Below are 18,013 nucleotides of genomic sequence, written 5' to 3'. Positions count from 1 at the left end.
TCTGTACACTGCCGGTATACAAGGGATTAATCAACTTCGACATCATGGCGCAGCGGAGATTCGGCATTCACCTGTTTATCCGGGCCCTTCTCTTTTGGAACCAGACGTTCGTCTGTTCTGCCTTGATGATGGTTGTCAAAATCATATTCAGCCAGTCTCCACTCCGTAGAGCCCTTCTGCGGATCAAACGGGAACTCCTCGCCGCGCTTCAAATATTCCTCCCGACCCCATTCATTGGTGTACGTTCCGTCCACTTCAACCTCTTCGTTTGAAATCGGATGGAGATCTTTGTCTTTACCGGACATGTCGCATGCTCCTCTCAGGCTTGATTTTAGAAATGATTCATATCGCATAAAGTAACCAGAAAGAGAAGGTACTATCCGCTAAAAGGTGCATGAAAGTCAAATACAGGCTTGAAAATAATGGTCGCTTCTTTAAATATGCCGCCCCAATTTAACAAACTAGTTAGAGTCATCCGACGATGGTGGGGATTTGGATTGGATAGCATCAAGGATATGGCGTTCCAGCAGCACACGAGGATTCTTCCAGCGGCTGACCTTGCTATCGGCAGTAAATACAACGACCGTATCCAACTTGGGAAAAAGATAGATTTGCTGTCCACCATGGCCATGTGCGAGTGCAAAGGGCGTACCGTTCTGCATGCCGTTCCACCACTGGAATCCATAATCGCCAAAAGCGGGATAGCCCTTAACTTGGGGAGTAAGTGCTTGCTCCAGCCATGATTCCGGAATGAGACGCTCACCTTCCCATCGTCCTCCGTCCAGGCAGCATAAACCGAATTTGGCCATATCCCTTGACGTGAGATAGAGCCCGACGTGACCCATGCTGTGGCCCTCAGGGCTTGGAGACCATGCAGCATGGTGAATGCCCAGGGGACCGAATAGATGCTGCCTGGCATAGGCGTAAGCATCCATTCCCGTGGCCTCGCTAATGGCGACGGAGAGCAGATGTGAATCCGTGCTCCGGTATTGAAAGAGCCCCATCTCCTGCTCAACCACAGGCAGGGAAAGCGCAAAGCTCGTCCATTTCCGGTTGCGGTGGAAGCGGTGAATGAGGGGCTCTCCCAGCTTCTTGCCTGTTTGCCATGCAAAGCCTGAGGTCATAGTCAGTAAATGATGAAGGGAAACCTTGTGCAGGAGAGGATGAGCGCGTTCGGGAATATACCGCTGGAAGATGTCTTTAATGGATGAATTCAGATCGGGCAATTCGCCGCGCGAGAGGGCAATGCCAAATAATATGGATGTAAAACTCTTTGTGGCTGACCTGAGATCATTGAGCGAAGAAACACTGTGCCCGCCATAATAGCGTTCATATACGAGCTTGCCCCTATGCAGCAGCAGAAAGCTGCGCATTTTCGGATATTGTTTCTGGATGATCTTGTCGACCTGATCCAGGATCTCATGCTGGAGCCCCAAGTCTTGCGGTTCCGCACTAGGAATCGGGGAGCCGGAAGAATAAGGGGAGTGCAGGATAGAGCGTGTTTCTGCCATAGGAAGGGCCTCCTTATGTTGGAATCTTATTGCGATTTGATTGCGCTTTATGGATCGTATGAATGTATCTTAACCAATTCCGGGCGTAATTGATGATTCATGAAATTCATCGTACAAAAAAACATTTTTTGGGAAAGATGAAACAAACAGAAGAATATGATATAATATATTAATGATTCAGTTGCATGCTGTAAGGGTATGTATAGTGTCAGGTGCATTGGTAAGTTGCTGAATATCAACCTAATCATCACCGTTAGAACTGCAATATGGCTTCAACTTAATGAGGTAGATCTTTTCGGCATTCTCTTTAAACGGAGTAATTTTATTCCACACGTTTTGGGAGGGATCCATCATGGCAACGAAAGGTCACAATGAGGTTAAGGAAAGTCTGCGGGAAATGACACGAATTTTCCGGCCTAAAGATCCGAAAAAATTTGTAAAGGAGTATGTCCGGAAGTACCATATTATGGGGGGCTATGAAGAAGAGCTTACACTTGTTGTTGAGCATGAACTTGGCAAGCTGAATTCCTCCGTTTCGTAACCTGTAATAAGCACCTGATATCTATAGAAATATCACAAGCATGTTCATCTTGTTATCAACTAATAATATGAACCATTTAGAGAATATGGTTAAACCGTTTTTGGGACAAATGTCCCGAAGGCGGTTTTTTTGCGTTTGCGGTCGATGATAGACATCGGGCTCGAACTTCCGTGCGAAGTCCACTATTTTGAGGGTATTTTGCATCTGTCCCTTCATATATTGTTAGCAGTCGATCCGATAAGGATATAAGGGAGTGGCAGATGTGAGGATACAGCTGAGACGAAAGGAAGAAATCGGATATATCCGCGAGGCGGGACGCATCTTGGCTGCGTGCCACCGTGAAATAGCTAAGATCATACAACCAGGGATTACGACAAGCGAGATTGATGCCAGGGTGGAGAAGTTTCTGGAGAAGAACGGAGCTGTCCCTGAGCAAAAGGGGTATAAAGGATTTCCCTACGCAACCTGTGCATCGGTTAATGATGTAGTCTGTCATGGATTTCCCGACCAGCGGCCGCTGGAGGCGGGTGATGTGGTGACCATCGACATGGTGGTGAATAAGAACGGATGGCTGGCGGATTCAGGATGGACCTATGCGGTAGCCGAGGTTTCTCCCAAGGTAAGAAAACTGATGGAGCATACGCACGAAGCGCTGTTTAGAGGGATCGAGGCGGCGCGTCACGGCGCTGCGTTGGGTGATGTGGGTCATGCCATCGAGCAGGTTGCCGAAAGGGAAGGGTACGGGATCGTAAAATCGCTGGTTGGCCATGGAATCGGCCGTGCCATACACGAGCCGCCTGATGTGCTGAACTATGGAGTTCCTGGAAGGGGATTGAAGCTTAAAGAAGGTATGGTCATTACCATCGAACCGGTATTCACTCTGGGGAGCACAGGTGCAGTGTTCTGGGGAGATGATGGCTGGACCATATCCAGCGCGGACGGATCAATAGGTGTTCAATATGAGCATACGATTGCTATCACACGTGAAGGGCCTGTCATTCTGACGGATTAAAGTGCAGAGAAATATAGCATAATAATAGGAGGTATTCCTGGCGGGGATGATGCAGCTTGCCTGGAACACCTCCTTTAGCATGGAGATTCAGGGGTGAATGTAGCTCCTGCACAGCCGCTGCATACAGATTCAAAAAGACGGAAATGACTGTATATATAGCTATAAAGACTGTCGCTGAGGCATTGTGCAGAATGTCGAATCATGGGTCACGGGAGTGTGAAATGAGTTTGAAAGCGATTGCAAAATCAGTAACGGCGCGACTTTGACGACTTTTCGAACAATTTGTGAACTCCCTGTGAATGATTGACAAAAGCAACCCATGAACTTATATTTAATAAGTGATTGCTTTAATTGACAGGATTACTTCATCCGTGATTGTGCAGGTAGATTACCGCTGTTTGCGCCGGATGGTAGTCTACGAAAATCGGAAAAGTGGGGTAGATCAATGATGAAACGGTGGCAGGCTGTAAAGCGTCTTCTTCCTTTGATGGCCATGTTTGCTTTGGTGTTATCCGGCTGCGGCCGAGAGGATTTGTCGGTCTTAAGACCACAAGGTCCGGTAGCACAAGGTCAACTGGATTTAATTAAGCTCTCCATTTCGATTATGATCGTCGTAATGGTTGTGGTATTTGGAATTGCCGCATACGTGCTTGTTAAGTTCCGTAGAAAAAAGGGACAAGACGAAATTCCTGAACAAGTGGAAGGGAACCATAAGCTGGAGATTATCTGGACGGCGATTCCGCTGCTCTTGGTGCTTGTGCTTGCAGTTCCTACTATTCAAAAGGTGTTTGCGTACGGAGCGAACGATTGGAACGATCCGGAAGCAGTTAAGGTGGAAGTTACTTCTCACCAGTTCTGGTGGGAGTTTACTTATCCGGACCACGGTGTGAAAACCGCTCAAGAGCTGGTTGTTCCTGTAGGCAAGAAAATTGCCTTCCAATTAAAAACGAATGATGTGCTTCACTCCTTCTGGGTACCATCGCTCGGCGGCAAGATGGATACGAACACAGAAGGCAGCGTTAACTACATGACTCTGGTGGCTGACAAAGCGGATACATACATTGGTAAATGCGCAGAGTTGTGCGGCCCTTCCCATGGCTTCATGGAATTCCGTGTGAAAGCGGTTGATGATGCAACGTTTGAGCAATGGGTCACTGCAATGAAAGCACCTGCCGTGCTTCCTGCAGACGCTGCGCTAGCTGAGAAATTTAAGACCAACTGTCTCTCCTGCCACGCTGTTGGCGATCAAGGCGGAGCCATGGGTCCTAACTTGACTGGCATTGGATCGCGTGAGACGGTAGCGAGTATCTTGCTGAACGACATAAGCGGCAATCCAGGGACAAAGCCGACAAAAGACAACATGGTGGAATGGCTGATGGAGCCACAGGCTGTAAAACCTGGTAACACGATGCCTAATCCGAAGGATCTCGGCTTCAGTGATGAAGAAATCGAGCAAATTGCCGATTACTTAGCCAATTATAAGTTGGATTATTAATACAGCAGGAACTTTAAAAGGGGGTACAAACCTTGGCTCACGCTCATGCTCATAGCCATAGCGTCAAACGCTACACGGGGATAATGGATTGGCTAACAACCGTTGACCACAAGAAAATCGGTATATTATACCTGATAGCGGGCGGCTTTTTCTTCGGGATTGGCGGTATTGAAGCGATTCTCATTCGCTTGCAGCTGATCAAGCCGATGAACGATTTGGTATCGGCTCAAGTATTTAATGAATTAATTACGATGCACGGAACGACGATGATCTTCCTGGGTGTAATGCCAGTTATCTTCGCCTTGATGAATGCGGTCATTCCGCTTCAGATCGGTGCGCGGGACGTTGCGTTTCCATTTTTGAACTCACTCGGGTTTTGGACGTTTTTGTTCGGTGGACTGTTGCTTAACCTTAGCTGGATTATGGGCGGTGCGCCTGATGCCGGATGGACATCTTATCCACCGCTATCCTCAACGGACTACTCGCCTACACACGGTGTGGATTTCTATACCATCGGGCTGCAGATAGCAGGTTTGGGTACGTTGATCGGCGGTATCAACTTCCTGGCAACCATTATTACAATGCGTGCACCTGGAATGTCCTTCATGAGAATGCCAATGTTTACATGGACGGCGTTCATTACATCGGCTATGATCCTGTTCGCATTCCCTGCAATTACAGTAGGCCTTGTATTGCTAAGCTTTGACCGTTTGCTAGGTGCCAATTTCTTTGATGTTGCGGGCGGCGGTAACCCTGTATTGTGGCAGCATATTTTCTGGATTTTCGGTCACCCTGAAGTATACATTCTGATTTTGCCGGCATTCGGTATTATCTCAGAAGTTATCCCGACATTCTCTCGTAAACGTTTGTTCGGATACAGCTCGATGGTATTTGCAACCATCCTGATTGCCTTCTTGGGCTTCATGGTATGGGCTCACCATATGTTTACGACAGGTCTTGGACCTGTAGCAAATGCACTTTTCTCCATCGCTACGATGTTGATTGCGGTTCCTACGGGTATCAAAATCTTTAACTGGCTCTTTACGATGTGGGGCGGTCAAATCCGTTTCACCAGTGCCAATCTGTTCGCGATCGGTTTCGTACCAACCTTCGTTATGGGTGGCGTTACCGGTGTCATGTTGGCATCTGCTCCTGCAGATTTCCAGTTCCATGATACGTACTTCGTTGTAGCTCACTTTCACTACGTAATCGTCGGTGGTCTGGTATTTGGACTGTTCTCCGGATTGCACTACTGGTGGCCGAAAATGTTCGGTCGCGTACTGAACGAAACGCTGGGCAAATGGACGTTCTGGCTGTTCGCTATCGGCTTCCATATGACATTCTTTGTACAGCATTTCCTTGGTTTGCTCGGTATGCAGCGGCGGATTGTATCGTACTTGCCGAATCAGAATTTCGATGAACTCAACTTCATCAGTACCATCGGTGCAATCTTGATGGGTATCGGTGTGTTGGCCTTCTTGGCCAACGTTGTTGCAACTTCAAGAAAACCGGTGGGTGCAGCAGCGGATCCATGGGAAGATGGCCGTACGCTCGAGTGGAGCATTCCTTCTCCACCACCAGAGTACAACTTTAAGCAAATTCCGCTCGTTCGCGGTATCGATGCTTACTGGAAAGAGAAGATGGCAGGCAATAAAGAGATGACACCATCCGAGCCGGTTGGTCCGATCCATATGCCTTCGCCAAGCATCCTTCCGTTTGTGATGTCACTGGGTCTGTTTATCGCGGGTCTTGGTTTCATGTTTAGCACGGAGGACTTCTCGAATTCGTTCATGAGCTTAATCTTCAATAAATACATTGTTCTGATTGTTGGTCTTCTGATTACGTTCGCTGCAATGATCGCTCGTTCCCTGTACGATGATCATGGATATCACATCGAAGTTGAAGAACTGGAAGGGGAGGGGAAAGCATGAGTCACGCTGAACATGTAAACGGCGAACTTCCTCACGAGCCGGAGAAGGCAACACTCGAAGGCCGTAATAAGGTTCTTGGTTTCTGGCTCTTCCTTGGTGGAGAGGCTGTACTCTTCGGTACGTTGTTTGCAACATTCCTGGCACTTCGCGGCCAGAACAACGAAGGTCCAACGGCTTCTGAGCTGTTCTCGCTGCCGATTACGGCAGCAGCAACACTGATATTGCTTGTCAGTTCCTTGACCAGTGTGTTCGCCATTCAGGCGCTCCACCGTCACAATATCGAGAAGCTGAAGTTGTGGCTCATCGTAACCGTAGCACTGGGTCTTGGATTCCTTGGCCTTGAGATTTATGAGTTCTACGAGTATATTGTACATGAATCATTTAATATGAAGACGAGTGCATTCTCGTCTGCATTCTATACGCTGGTTGGCTTCCACGGTGCTCACGTTGCTTTTGGGGTCGTGTGGATCAGCCTGTTGATTGCTCAGCTGTACAGAAAAGGGTTAACCGTTGTTACAGCACCCAAGGTATATGTTTCTGCCATGTACTGGCACTTTATCGACGTTGTATGGGTGTTCATCTTCTCGGTCGTATACCTTCTTGGAAAGGTGGGCTAAGGAATGACTGCGAACCAATCATCTAATGCTAATGAGGGGCCGACAGTTAAACACCGCCATCGCGTGGAGGGCCCTGAGAAACACATTGTAGTATTTATCTTCTCCATCGTGCTGACGGCAATTGCCTTCGCAGCCGTCGCAGCCGGTGGCATCAACACAGCATTTACGATCATCATCTTGCTGGTTATGGCTGTGCTGCAGGTGTTCGTACAAATGGGTTACTGGATGCACTTAAAGGACAAAGGGCATCTGATGCCAATCCTGTTCATGATCGGCGGCTTCTTCGTAGCAAGTACCTGTATTGTCATGGCACTGTTCTGGGTTTGGTGGTAAAATGAAAAAGAGGTGGGCTACTTCAGCCCCCTCTTTTTTTAAGTCGTAGGAAGGTGTCACAATTTCGACAGAATTTAACCCGTTTAGGGGAGGTTTTTGCATGCTGGGCTTAGAATATTTTAGTTTTGCAGATAAATGGACCCCCATGTTCCTGGCGTTTATGCTGCTCCTGACTGCTGGCTATTTCTTGCTGACCGGTCCCTTGAGCCATCGATTCCAAGGAAGTGCTCCGGTTTCGGCTGGGCGGAAATCTTTATTTGTTGCGGGGATGATTACGTTCTATCTTGCCCAAGGTGGACCGGTTAATCTGCTTGGACATACAATGTTCTCGTTCCATATGGTGAGTATGGCGATGTCTTATCTCATGGCAACACCACTCCTGATTCTGGGCATTCCGGTTTGGCTGTGGCGTGCTTTCGACAGGATAAATCCATTTAAGAAGCTTGGCTTCCTCACGCATCCGATTGTGGCAGCAGTAGTGTTTAACGGTTTGTTTTCGTTTTATCACATTCCAGTAATCCATGACTTTGTCATGTTGAATTTCTGGGTGCATCGGTTGTACTATCTGATTCTGTTAATTGCCTCACTGCTCATGTGGTGGGCCATATTGAATCCGATTCCGGAGAAGGACAAGTCCTCGGGGCTTATGAAGATGGGGTATATCTTCCTCAATATGGTATTGCTGACACCGGCGTGTGGGCTCATTATTTTCGCAAACGAGCCGATGTACGCTACATATAGTGACCCGGTTGTATGGGCGAATGCGATGGGTTATTGTGTGTCTGGTGACACCTCAGCATTACTCAGCCAATTCGGAGGACCCGAATTTTTCGGCTACTTGGAGCCGGCCATTGACCAGCGTGTTGGCGGGATTATCATGAAATTCTTCCAGGAGATCATCTTCGCTTCGATGCTGGCCTATGTGTTCTTCCATTGGTACAAACGAGAGAATCAGGAAGACGATCCTTTGCCTGGTGAGGTGCCTCCGGGTAACCTGAATCAAGCTTAATAAGGATTAATGAAGGAGGATCCATATGGATTGGTATTTTATATTTCCCACGGTCAGCACTACGTTTATCGTGATAAGCGCCGTGCTGGTAGCTATCGGTTGGGGACTTATTATTAAAGGCAAACGCGCAGCTCACAAAAAAGTGATGATCTGGGCAGCGGTGGCAGCGGTGATCTTCTTTATCATCTATTCATCGCGCACTATATTCATTGGCAATACGTCGTGGGGCGGACCGGATGAACTGAAGCCTTATTATCAGGTATTCCTGATCTTCCATATTGTGCTGGCTACCGTCGCTGCGGTCTTTGGCATTACGACATTGACTCTTGGACTCAAGGAAAAATATTCCAAGCACCGTAAATGGGGCAGAGTTACGTCCATTATTTGGTTCTTTACAGCAATTACCGGTGTGGCCGTGTACACCTTGCTGTATCTGTTGTATCCAGGCGGTCATACTCAGCCTGTATGGAAAGTCATATTTGGAATGTAAGTGTGGGAGAACACCCGTCAGAGAGATCTGGCGGGTGTTTTTTTATGGAGGCGGGCGGGGTGACTCATTTGCAGGATGTAGTGGGGAAGTGGATCCGCTCCGGTCGCTGCCATCAACCAGGAATCATAAATATTTACAAATTCTATTGACACTGTTTAGATACAGACTATATACTGTATATAAAGATATACACAGTGAGCACAGTAATCACACTAAGCACAGTGGAAGTGCACAACTGCAATGATTACGAAATTGATTGTATAGAAATTGATTGTATATACGAGGGAAAGGGTGAGGCGCGTTGCAACAAGTACTCCATAATGCAATGAAGATCGTAAAGAAGGATTTTGCAAGCGACAAGCTGCAGATTTTATGGACCATTCTCTTCATGGTATACATGGGATTTGCCGCCAGCGTTATCATAGACAATCAGTTTGAACATTTGTATGAGCGCAGCAACCCGTTCATTGACTTCATATTGGTGCTTTACGCTCCGTTATTGGGATACCTCTTCAGCAGAAGATCCTTCCGTTATCTGAGCGAGGATTCGTATACGCGGATGCTGTATTTTTACCGCAGCATACCGGTGCCGGCCTCCGCGATTTTCGTAAGCCGCATTATAAACAGCCTGATAGCTTATGCCATAAACGGCATCGTGTTTTTTGGGGTCATGTATGCGATAGGTGATCATATCAGATCCGCAATGGATATCCCGAGTTATATCGCATTCATGCTGACATGGATCGGCATCGGATTTTTAATGACCGGGCCCTATATTTATTGGGAGCATATGTGCAGCGGCAAGGCGTACTTCAGAAACACCCTTGTGGTGATGGTGCTAACCACCGGATCCGTCGTTCTGTTTAACTTGCTGGGTTACAGCCTAACCGATTTCATTGCTAACGCATCCATCAGATGGAGCTTGATATCACCGGTCATGTGGGGATCACTCATCATCGGACTGGCGGCCATGCTGCTCATGAGTAAATTCACGTACACCCGGCAGCAGACAAGGGATCTAACATGATTTATATAGAACACATACACGTTGGTGTCGGAGGTTCGCCGCTTATGTACAAGGAAGAAGAGAGGTGATACAAGGTGCGAATTCCGATTCAGATTAATGAAAATAGCGCGGAGCCTTTATATCACCAGATTGAATCACAGCTGCGCTCGCTTATTATCAGCGGTCAGATCGAGGAGGGAACGCTGTTGCCGTCCATCAGGGAATTTGCCGGGAATCTGAACTGCAGCGTCATTACGGTACGCAGGGTGTATCAGGATCTAGAGAATGAAGGGCTGCTTCGAACGAGACAAGGAACGGGAACTTTTGTTGCTGGTGTCGGTGATCGGGCCCGTGAACAATATAAACGCGATTCGGTCGTTGAGGCATTAAAGATTGCGGTAGATAAGGGGCTTGCTGTTCAGTTTAATGAAGATGAATTAAAGGAACTGTTCATGGAAGTTGTTCGGGATAAATACCAAGCAAGAGGAGGTCGCTAGCAATCAATGGAACCGCATATCATTGAAATTCGTAATGTCATTAAACGGCGGAAAACGAAAACCATCGGACCCATCCAAATATCGATACCTCAAGGATACATCGTTGCGCTGGTGGGACCTAACGGCTCGGGGAAAAGCACGCTGCTGAACATGATGATGCAGACCGTGTTTCCAGATGAAGGGGAGATCACCTGGTTCGGTGAATCCCATCCGAGAGAGCTCCCCGTCTCGATTCGTAAACAGATGGGGTTCGTTCCCGAACAGCTGAGCTCAGAAGAACAGCATATGACGGTGGATGAGGCGGCCAGCTTTCGAGCATCTTGGTATGACAGTTGGGATGGTTACTTTTTCGATGAGCTTCTGTCACGATTTGATGTCCCGAGGGGCGTAAAACTTCGCAAGATGTCCAAAGGGGAGCGGCGCAAATTCGAGATTGCAGCGGCGCTTGCGCCGAAGCCGAAACTCCTGCTTCTGGATGAACCCTCTTCCGGTCTGGATCCCTTTGCTTGGAAGCTGATGATCGACCAGCTGCACAAGGTGATGAAATCTATGGATACGACCATCGTGCTGTCCACCCATGTGGTGGATGAAATCCGGCGGCTGGCGGATTATGTGATCCTTATCCATCATGGAAAGCTGCTGGGTATGGTGGAGAAGGATTCGCTGCTCGACAATTGGAAGGAATGTTGGATTCAAGGCGATGCTTCCATCGTAGAGGAATTGCCTGGTATTCTTAGCAGCAAACAAGAGACAGCGAATACGATTTCTTTTATAACGACGGAATGTTTGGAAGTAGAAAAGATCCTCCAGTCTGCAGGCATACCGTTTATTCGGGCCCGTTCCTTGGAGCTGGATGAAGTGCTTCGACTATGGATTGAAGGTAATATTCCTGCCAACGTGCAGAACTAGGATAGAGAGGGGTTTCACAATATGCAACGATTGCAATTAGAGGATGTAGTTAAGATTTATGCGGACAAAACAGCCGTAAACCAGATTTCACTTCAGGTTGAGGAAGGAGAAATCTACGGCCTGCTCGGTGCGAACGGTGCCGGTAAAACAACCACCATGCGGATGGTGCTTGGCTTGATCTACCCGGATGATGGAACGATTTTGTATAATGGGAAGCCTTACAACAAGGAGCTTCGTCACATTATGGGTTATTTGCCGGAGGAGCGCGGGTTATATCCGAAAGTGAAAGTCAGCGAGCAGATTTCATACTTGGCCCAGCTTCGGGGCATGTCAGCCAAAGACGCCGATAAGAGCTTGAAGTACTGGCTGGAGCGCTTTGAAGTGCCTGACTACTACGATAAGAAGATTGAGGAACTGTCTAAAGGTAATCAACAAAAGATGGGCTTTATTGCAGCAGTGGTTCATGATCCGCAGATCCTGATTCTGGACGAAGCATTCAGCGGACTGGATCCGGTGAACGTTGAACTATTGAAATCGACGGTTAAAGAACTTCGCGACAAAGGCACAAGCATTCTGTTCTCTACCCACCGGATGGAGCATGTTGAGGAATTATGTAGGAACATTACCATTCTTCATCGCTCCAACACCGTAGTGAAGGGGAACCTGAAGGACATTAAATCCAAGTATCCGCGAGAAGAAGTGGTGCTCGGCACCTCTGGTGAAGTTCAGGGGCTCGATTCACTGCCGGGCGTAACGGCTGTTGAGCGGACAGAGGATGGTTACTCCATCCGCATAAGCCACATCGACGCTGCCCAGAATATTTTGAATACAGCGATGTCGCAAAGCGTGATCCATCGGTTTGAAGTGAAGGAGCCGACACTCAATCAAATCTTCATAAAGGCGGTAGGTGAATCTAATGAATAATATGTGGACCGTTATCCGATTTACGTTTATGAATAAGGTAAGAACGAAGTCGTTTCTCGTATCAACCCTGATTTTTGCACTGATCATTACAATCGGGATTAATCTTCCTTTTCTGATCCAAATGTTCACGGGTGACAAGGCAGGATCTGAGGAAACCACTCGCATAGGTCTGGTGTATGGACAGGAGCAAGCGCTCGCTGAACAATTGGAGACGACTTGGAGCAGCCTGCCGTCAACTACCTATAAATTTGTGAAATATGAAACGGCAGATGAAGCTGCCTTGAATAAAGACATTGAAGATGGCACTATTGAAGGTTATTTAAAATTTGAAGCACAAGAAGGCAGCACGTTCCCGGCCGTGGTCTACAGCTCCGAAGAAGAGGGAATGAGTCCGGAGCTGCAATCGAATCTGCAAGCCGCTCTTCAAGTGGCAAAGACTCGCAGCATTGTAGATGGGCTTGATTTGTCTGATGCACAGATCAATGAGCTGAATGCGCCGGTTCAGATTGATGCTCGCAGTATTGGCACGAATCCATCAGGCAGTGCTGGAGGAGCATCCGAAGAGAAGGATGGGGCTTCCGAGGTTATTAACTACATCGTGGTGTATGCACTGATTATTCTCTTCTTCTTCACCTTGATGGGGACCGGCAACATGATTGCTTCGGAAGTGACGACAGAGAAGAGCTCCCGTATTATGGAGATCCTCATTACCAGCGTCTCTCCGCTGAGTCAAATGTTCGGTAAGGTTATCGGCATGTTCCTGCTGGGTCTGTCACAGATCCTGGCGTTCGGCATTGTTGCCGCAGCGAATTTGATGCTGCCTCACAACATGGACACATTGAAGGAAATGAATCTTGACCTTACTGCGATTGATCCGATGCTGCTGGTGTTTGGCTTAATCTTCTACATTCTCGGATATTTCTTGTACGCGATGTTATACGCGGCCATTGGTTCGATTGTCAGCCGTACAGAGGATTTGGGGCAGGCTGTCATGCCGATTACCATGCTGTCGCTGGTGGCATTTTATATCGCAATCTTTAGCCTGAGCGCTCCGAACTCGATGCTGATGAAGGTGTCCAGTTATATTCCATTCATCTCACCAACAACGATTCTGGTTCGTATCGGACTTGGCGACGTAGCGATGTGGGAGATCCTGTTATCCCTTGCTATCCTGATCGTATCCATCCTCGTGTTTGGCTGGTTGGCTGCAAAAATCTATCGCACTGGTGTCCTGATGTACGGCAAACGCCCTACATTCAAGGAGCTTAGAAAAGCGATGAAGGCTTATAAGATGTAGTCAAAGTACGAAAAAGAGGCTTTAAACCAAAATAAGAGGTACATGGATGTAAAGATAGACATGACGATGGATAAAAACCAAAGTATGATGATGGTCTTGATCTCAGCGGTCCTGCGTATTTTGCTTGGAACGACCATGGATACACTACAGGTTCTATGCTGAAAGAGGTCGTTCAGGGAGTGTTGATGGGCTTTGGGATATTATTAGCCTGCGTTGGTCTGTGGGCGTTTGGTAAACGAAAACAATAGAGTTTAAAAAGAAATGGTTTAAATGAGGCGAATGTAAAAGACTAGTGAAATCAGATTGCTGATTTTACTAGTCTTTTTCTTTGGCAGAACAAGAGACCGATTTAAACAACAACTATACTAAGTTACTAGCGGAATGAAGCAATCTATATTCTGTTCCACCAATCACATAGGTTAGATCAGGAAATTAGTCACATCATTTAAACTATAGAGTGTATTATATCAATTTGACCCTTTGCATTGTCTCTATTCCTAAGAATGTTGTATCCCAATCAGATCGATTATTATTCTTATGTACAAAGAACCGACTCCAAGAAGTCGGTTCTTCTACGCTCAGCCAGATCACGGTGCATTCCACCCTCATTTAAACTGCACCATGATTTGATTGGGTCCGGTGCGCTTCATTACACGGTATCCGCTATCGGCATTGGTGGCAACCCCATCGTCATTGGGCATGCAATAGCCATTAACCGTGCACGTTCCATCATCACGAACGAGCAGTTTTCCAATCAAACCGACGGTTACCCATTCCTCGCGCTGGCTTCTTGGAATATAGACCATCGAAGGGTCCCACTCCGGATTCAAGATCGGCTGTTGTTCGGTGGATGCAGGTGCAATGATATTTCCTTCTTCATCCCGTTCCTCAGGAATCGTAACTTCCTGAAACCGCACGTTTCTCCACTCATCACGGAGGTAGTAATCCTTCCATCGCAGTTCTGCGGCATCTGCCACAATAGAGGGAGTGGAGGTGACAATCCCTAGCAAGTAACCATCGCTTTGCGTAGCGATCCGGACCTTATCTCCATCCAGGGTTACAAAATAGCCGGGCTCTATGCCGGTGCCATCCAGTGTTTCGTACATTTCGGCATAATCGGCTCCACCGGAAAAATAGTTGCCGTCAATATACATATTGCCGGTTGACCCTTGCAGAACAGCGGCCAGACCCTGTGCATCAGCGGAGGTCCCGTTCGCGACATGCCAGGAATAGGTATAGAGCGACGCCCCATATCTGCCCATAATATGGGCTCCGTTATGGGTGGCGGTGGTTTGGAGGCCTTCCGCATGGGAGAAATCTCCGCTTGCCGTCGTTTGGACTCCTTCGGCATGCGCTCTGCTGCCCGATGCCACGGTGTTGGACCCTTCAGAATGGGAGGCATAGCCTTGTGCCGAAGTCGTAAATCCTTCCGCGTGTGAATTATTGCCTGAGGCAGTGGAGGTATTGCCCTCCGCGTGCGAAGCATATCCGGATGCCAACGTCGTGTAGCCTTCCGCATGCGAATTAAAGGCGTTGGCCGTGGTGAGGGAGCCCTCGGCATGGGCATAGTTGTTGGTTGCCTGCGTACTTGAACCTTCCGCGTGGGAGTAATTGCCCGATGCCGTTGTGTCTGCTCCCTCGGCATGGGCATATACACCGGAAGCAACCGTATTAGCACCTTCGGCATGCGCATTATTCCCCGAAGCCAGCGTATTGGAGCCTTCGGCATGCGCATTGATCCCTAATGCCTGGCTGCCGGACCCCTCGGCATGGGAATTGCTGCCCTCGGCGAGGGTGTTGACTCCTTCCGCATGGGAATTTCCGCCCGATGCGGTGGTGGTATTTCCCTCTGCATGCGAAGCATAACCACCCGCCGTCGTAGTAAAACCTTCGGCGTGCGAATTGTTTCCTGAAGCTATCGTTGTATTTCCTTCCGCGTGCGAAGCGTAACCTTCCGCTAACGTAGTGTAGCCTTCGGCATGGGAATTAAAGGCGCTTGCAGTCGTAAGCGAACCTTCGGCATGTGCATAATTGCCGGTTGCCGAATTATCGTATCCTTCTGCATGAGAGAAATTTCCCTGAGCCGTATTACTTCCGCCTTCCGCGTGGGCATAATTCCCATCCACCGTGTTGTTTGCGCCCTCCGCATGACCGTAATTGCCGGTTACTGTGTTATATGCGCCCTCGGCATGAGAATAATTACCCTGCGCAGTAGTGTTGGTTCCTTCGGCGTGGGATACGAGGCCGCTCGCCGTTGTAGACAATCCTTCGGCATGCGATATAAACCCGCTCGCCGTTGTCGAGATGCCTTCGGCATGGGAGGCTTCTCCACTGGCCATGGTTCTGTACCCTTCCGCATGAGATGCGGTTCCGCCTGCTACGGTGTTTGAGCCTTCCGCGTGGGCGGTATCCTCTATCGCTTCCGTCAGATAGCCTTCGGTGTGAGAGGCATGGCCCAGAGCTGTCGTTGCGTTGCCTTCGGCATGGGAGGCTTCGCCGTAGGCCATCGTTGTAAAACCTTCGGCATGAGAAGCTGTTGCACTTGCCATAGTAGTCGATCCCTCGGCATGGGAACTGTCGGCCAGCGCTTCGGTATTATAGCCTTCCGTATGGGCAGCGTCCCCGGACGCTCTGGTCGTACTGCCTTCCGCATGGGAAACGGCTCCGCTAGCTGTCGTCAGAATTCCTTCCGAATGGGAGGCGAATCCACTGGCTGTCGTATTCGAACCTTCAGCCTCCGAGCATTCACCGATTGGATTTCGATTGCATTCAGCCATCGTATTCATTCCTTTATCTATAAGGTGTGGTAATGTCACCAAACTTTCCTATGATACAGGATATGTGTGTCTAAGGAGCATGAGTGGACTTATTGTACACGATATGTCTTGACCCCTCGAGACTACGATAGGTAACCCATATCCTTGACGCAGCGGAACCCGACATGACTGGATGAGCTGTCCGGCGTATTTTTGTTCCTTGCGGCAACGCGATAGCGATTGCAATAGGATCGATGGCATAAATAGGAGCCGCCGCGCATGACTCGTTCTTGTCCTTGCAGTGGTCCCTTGGGATTGTCCATGTGTCCAGTCACATCATAGCTTCGGTCATACCAGTCCGAGCACCACTCCCACACATTGCCCGACATCTGATACAGACCGTACCCGTTCGGCCGATAGGCTCCAACCGGTGCCGTGCCAGGATAACCATCGCTGGCATGGTTCTTCACGGGAAACCTCCCCTGCCAGATATTGCAGCGAAACTCTCCAGCAGGCTTCAATTCATCGCCCCAAGGGTATCGTTTCTGCACGAGTCCGCCGCGTGCGGCATATTCCCATTCGGCTTCCGTGGGCAGCCTGACTCCGGCCCACTTGCAGTAGGCGTCGGCATCGTTCCAGGACACATGGACGACGGGATGGTCCATACGATGAACGAGACTTGACCCGGGGCCTTCCGGACGAGCCCAGACCGCACCGGGTACCGCTCTCCACCATGGCGTATGGGCCGGGGCCTGTGTTGCCGCAGCAGCCTGTTCGGTCAAGAACAAGTGAAACACATACGACCAGCCAAACTGCTCAGCATCTGTCCTATATCCGGTCGCTTGTATGAAACGGACGAAATCGCTGTTGGTCACCGTATAGGGAGCAATCGCAAAAGCGTTGACATTTACTTCCCGAACGGGTCCTTCTCCATCATACGGATTGGCTTCCTGATCGGAGGTGCCCATCAGAAATAGACCGCCAGGAAGCTGAACCATACGGTCCTTCTCGGATTCGGCAATCGTCATGCCAGGTAACGCTGCCTGGCCTGCAGCAGGAGTTGGGGCCGTGACGTTCAGCCTGTTTCGTGCTGCGGTGCAGCAGGACGGTTTGGATTCCATCATGCACCTCCCAGTTCAAGTTAGAATAAAACAATGCCGGCAGCGCCGGCGACGATGAGAAGGAGCAGCGGGTGGAGCTTGTGCTTCAGTAAGAGATACAGGCAAACACCACTGATAAGGAGCGTGGGGACGATGCCCCAGGTTATCGCTGCGCCTTCATTAGACAAGCCAAAGTGAATGGCTGCATATAGAATGAGCCCGGTCGTTACAGGCCGCAAGCCGTACAGGGAAGATTTCAGCCATGGGTTGTCATGCAAGCGGTAGAAGAAGGCAGATAGCAGCACAACAACGATCAACGACGGGATAATGATCCCAGCGGTGGAGACGGCGGCTCCGAGATAACCTGCTGTTTCATAGCCGATCAGCGTGGCGGCATTGGTTGCAATCGAGCCGGGCGCCATTCCAGCCAGCGCCACTGTCTGTTGGAACTCCGCGGCTGTCAGCCATCCTTTTTCCGTGACCTCATACTGAATCATCGGAATGACTGCATAACCGCCGCCAAACGACACAAGGCCTACGCTTATAAACATGATAAACAAGTCCCAATACATGATTCGATCGCCC

At 48.9% G+C, this 18,013-nt stretch carries 18 protein-coding genes; 13 read left to right on the top strand and 5 right to left on the bottom strand.

Annotated features, from left to right (window positions below):
• Positions 1–26 precede the first annotated feature (26 nt).
• Positions 27–305 (bottom strand): hypothetical protein, encoded by a 279-nt coding sequence (locus tag WDY75_RS27225; RefSeq protein ID WP_006208080.1) that lies wholly within the window; start codon positions 303–305, stop codon positions 27–29.
• A 156-nt stretch (positions 306–461) separates the two neighbouring features.
• Positions 462–1,511: a serine hydrolase domain-containing protein gene (locus tag WDY75_RS27220; RefSeq protein WP_063478518.1), complete on the bottom strand. Its 1,050-nt coding sequence runs from the start codon at positions 1,509–1,511 to the stop codon at positions 462–464.
• Positions 1,512–1,863: 352 nt separating this feature from the next.
• On the opposite strand from WDY75_RS27220, the gene WDY75_RS27215 reads away from it, so the two are divergent.
• From WDY75_RS27215 to WDY75_RS27155, 13 genes are all read left to right on the top strand, one after another.
• Positions 1,864–2,052, top strand: coding sequence for a hypothetical protein (locus tag WDY75_RS27215; protein WP_006208082.1), 189 nt, complete (start codon positions 1,864–1,866; stop codon positions 2,050–2,052).
• Between the two features lie 262 nt (positions 2,053–2,314).
• A complete protein-coding gene (gene map / locus WDY75_RS27210) occupies positions 2,315–3,064 on the top strand; it encodes a type I methionyl aminopeptidase (protein WP_063479737.1) in 750 nt (249 codons plus the stop codon).
• 445 nt (positions 3,065–3,509) lie between these two features.
• Positions 3,510–4,559: a cytochrome c oxidase subunit II gene (gene coxB, locus WDY75_RS27205; protein ID WP_006208085.1), complete on the top strand. Its 1,050-nt coding sequence runs from the start codon at positions 3,510–3,512 to the stop codon at positions 4,557–4,559.
• Positions 4,560–4,642: 83 nt separating this feature from the next.
• Positions 4,643–6,490 carry a cytochrome c oxidase subunit I gene (gene ctaD, locus WDY75_RS27200; RefSeq protein WP_051449340.1) on the top strand — a complete coding sequence of 616 codons (1,848 nt, stop codon included), beginning with the start codon at positions 4,643–4,645 and terminating at the stop codon, positions 6,488–6,490.
• A complete protein-coding gene (locus WDY75_RS27195; RefSeq protein ID WP_006208088.1) occupies positions 6,487–7,107 on the top strand; it encodes a cytochrome (ubi)quinol oxidase subunit III in 621 nt (206 codons plus the stop codon). The genes ctaD and WDY75_RS27195 overlap by 4 nt, the downstream gene beginning before the upstream one ends.
• 3 nt (positions 7,108–7,110) lie before the next feature.
• Entirely contained in the window at positions 7,111–7,440 is a 330-nt protein-coding gene (locus WDY75_RS27190; protein WP_006208089.1) for a cytochrome C oxidase subunit IV family protein, read from the top strand.
• A 100-nt stretch (positions 7,441–7,540) separates the two neighbouring features.
• Positions 7,541–8,449 carry a cytochrome c oxidase assembly factor CtaG gene (ctaG, locus tag WDY75_RS27185; protein ID WP_006208090.1) on the top strand — a complete coding sequence of 303 codons (909 nt, stop codon included), beginning with the start codon at positions 7,541–7,543 and terminating at the stop codon, positions 8,447–8,449.
• A 25-nt stretch (positions 8,450–8,474) separates the two neighbouring features.
• Positions 8,475–8,939: a DUF420 domain-containing protein gene (locus tag WDY75_RS27180; RefSeq protein ID WP_006208091.1), complete on the top strand. Its 465-nt coding sequence runs from the start codon at positions 8,475–8,477 to the stop codon at positions 8,937–8,939.
• 301 nt (positions 8,940–9,240) lie between these two features.
• Positions 9,241–9,966: a hypothetical protein gene (locus WDY75_RS27175; protein ID WP_006208092.1), complete on the top strand. Its 726-nt coding sequence runs from the start codon at positions 9,241–9,243 to the stop codon at positions 9,964–9,966.
• Positions 9,967–10,040: 74 nt separating this feature from the next.
• On the top strand, positions 10,041–10,442 hold the full coding sequence (locus WDY75_RS27170) for a GntR family transcriptional regulator (protein WP_006208093.1): 402 nt from the start codon (positions 10,041–10,043) through the stop codon (positions 10,440–10,442).
• Between the two features lie 6 nt (positions 10,443–10,448).
• Positions 10,449–11,351, top strand: a complete 903-nt coding sequence (locus WDY75_RS27165; RefSeq protein WP_006208094.1) for an ATP-binding cassette domain-containing protein — start codon at positions 10,449–10,451, stop codon at positions 11,349–11,351.
• Between the two features lie 21 nt (positions 11,352–11,372).
• Positions 11,373–12,275, top strand: coding sequence for an ABC transporter ATP-binding protein (locus WDY75_RS27160; protein WP_006208095.1), 903 nt, complete (start codon positions 11,373–11,375; stop codon positions 12,273–12,275).
• Positions 12,268–13,572: an ABC transporter permease gene (locus WDY75_RS27155; protein ID WP_006208096.1), complete on the top strand. Its 1,305-nt coding sequence runs from the start codon at positions 12,268–12,270 to the stop codon at positions 13,570–13,572. The genes WDY75_RS27160 and WDY75_RS27155 overlap by 8 nt, the downstream gene beginning before the upstream one ends.
• Before the next feature lie 605 nt (positions 13,573–14,177).
• On the opposite strand, the gene WDY75_RS27150 is transcribed toward WDY75_RS27155, so the two are convergent.
• The 3 genes from WDY75_RS27150 to WDY75_RS27140 form a co-directional block, all read right to left on the bottom strand.
• Entirely contained in the window at positions 14,178–16,349 is a 2,172-nt protein-coding gene (locus WDY75_RS27150) for a peptidase G2 autoproteolytic cleavage domain-containing protein (RefSeq protein ID WP_063478520.1), read from the bottom strand.
• Positions 16,350–16,471: 122 nt separating this feature from the next.
• Positions 16,472–17,449 carry a formylglycine-generating enzyme family protein gene (locus WDY75_RS27145; protein ID WP_063478521.1) on the bottom strand — a complete coding sequence of 326 codons (978 nt, stop codon included), beginning with the start codon at positions 17,447–17,449 and terminating at the stop codon, positions 16,472–16,474.
• Positions 17,450–17,469: 20 nt separating this feature from the next.
• Positions 17,470–18,000 (bottom strand): chromate transporter, encoded by a 531-nt coding sequence (locus tag WDY75_RS27140; RefSeq protein WP_006208100.1) that lies wholly within the window; start codon positions 17,998–18,000, stop codon positions 17,470–17,472.
• Positions 18,001–18,013: the final 13 nt, after the last annotated feature.

The organism is Paenibacillus glucanolyticus, assembly GCF_037333485.1.
In the GTDB taxonomy this organism is placed as follows: Bacteria; Bacillota; Bacilli; order Paenibacillales; family Paenibacillaceae; genus Paenibacillus_AQ; species Paenibacillus_AQ glucanolyticus.
Note: the sequence above shows the minus strand (reverse complement) of the source record. Positions and strands in the feature narration are given on the sequence as shown.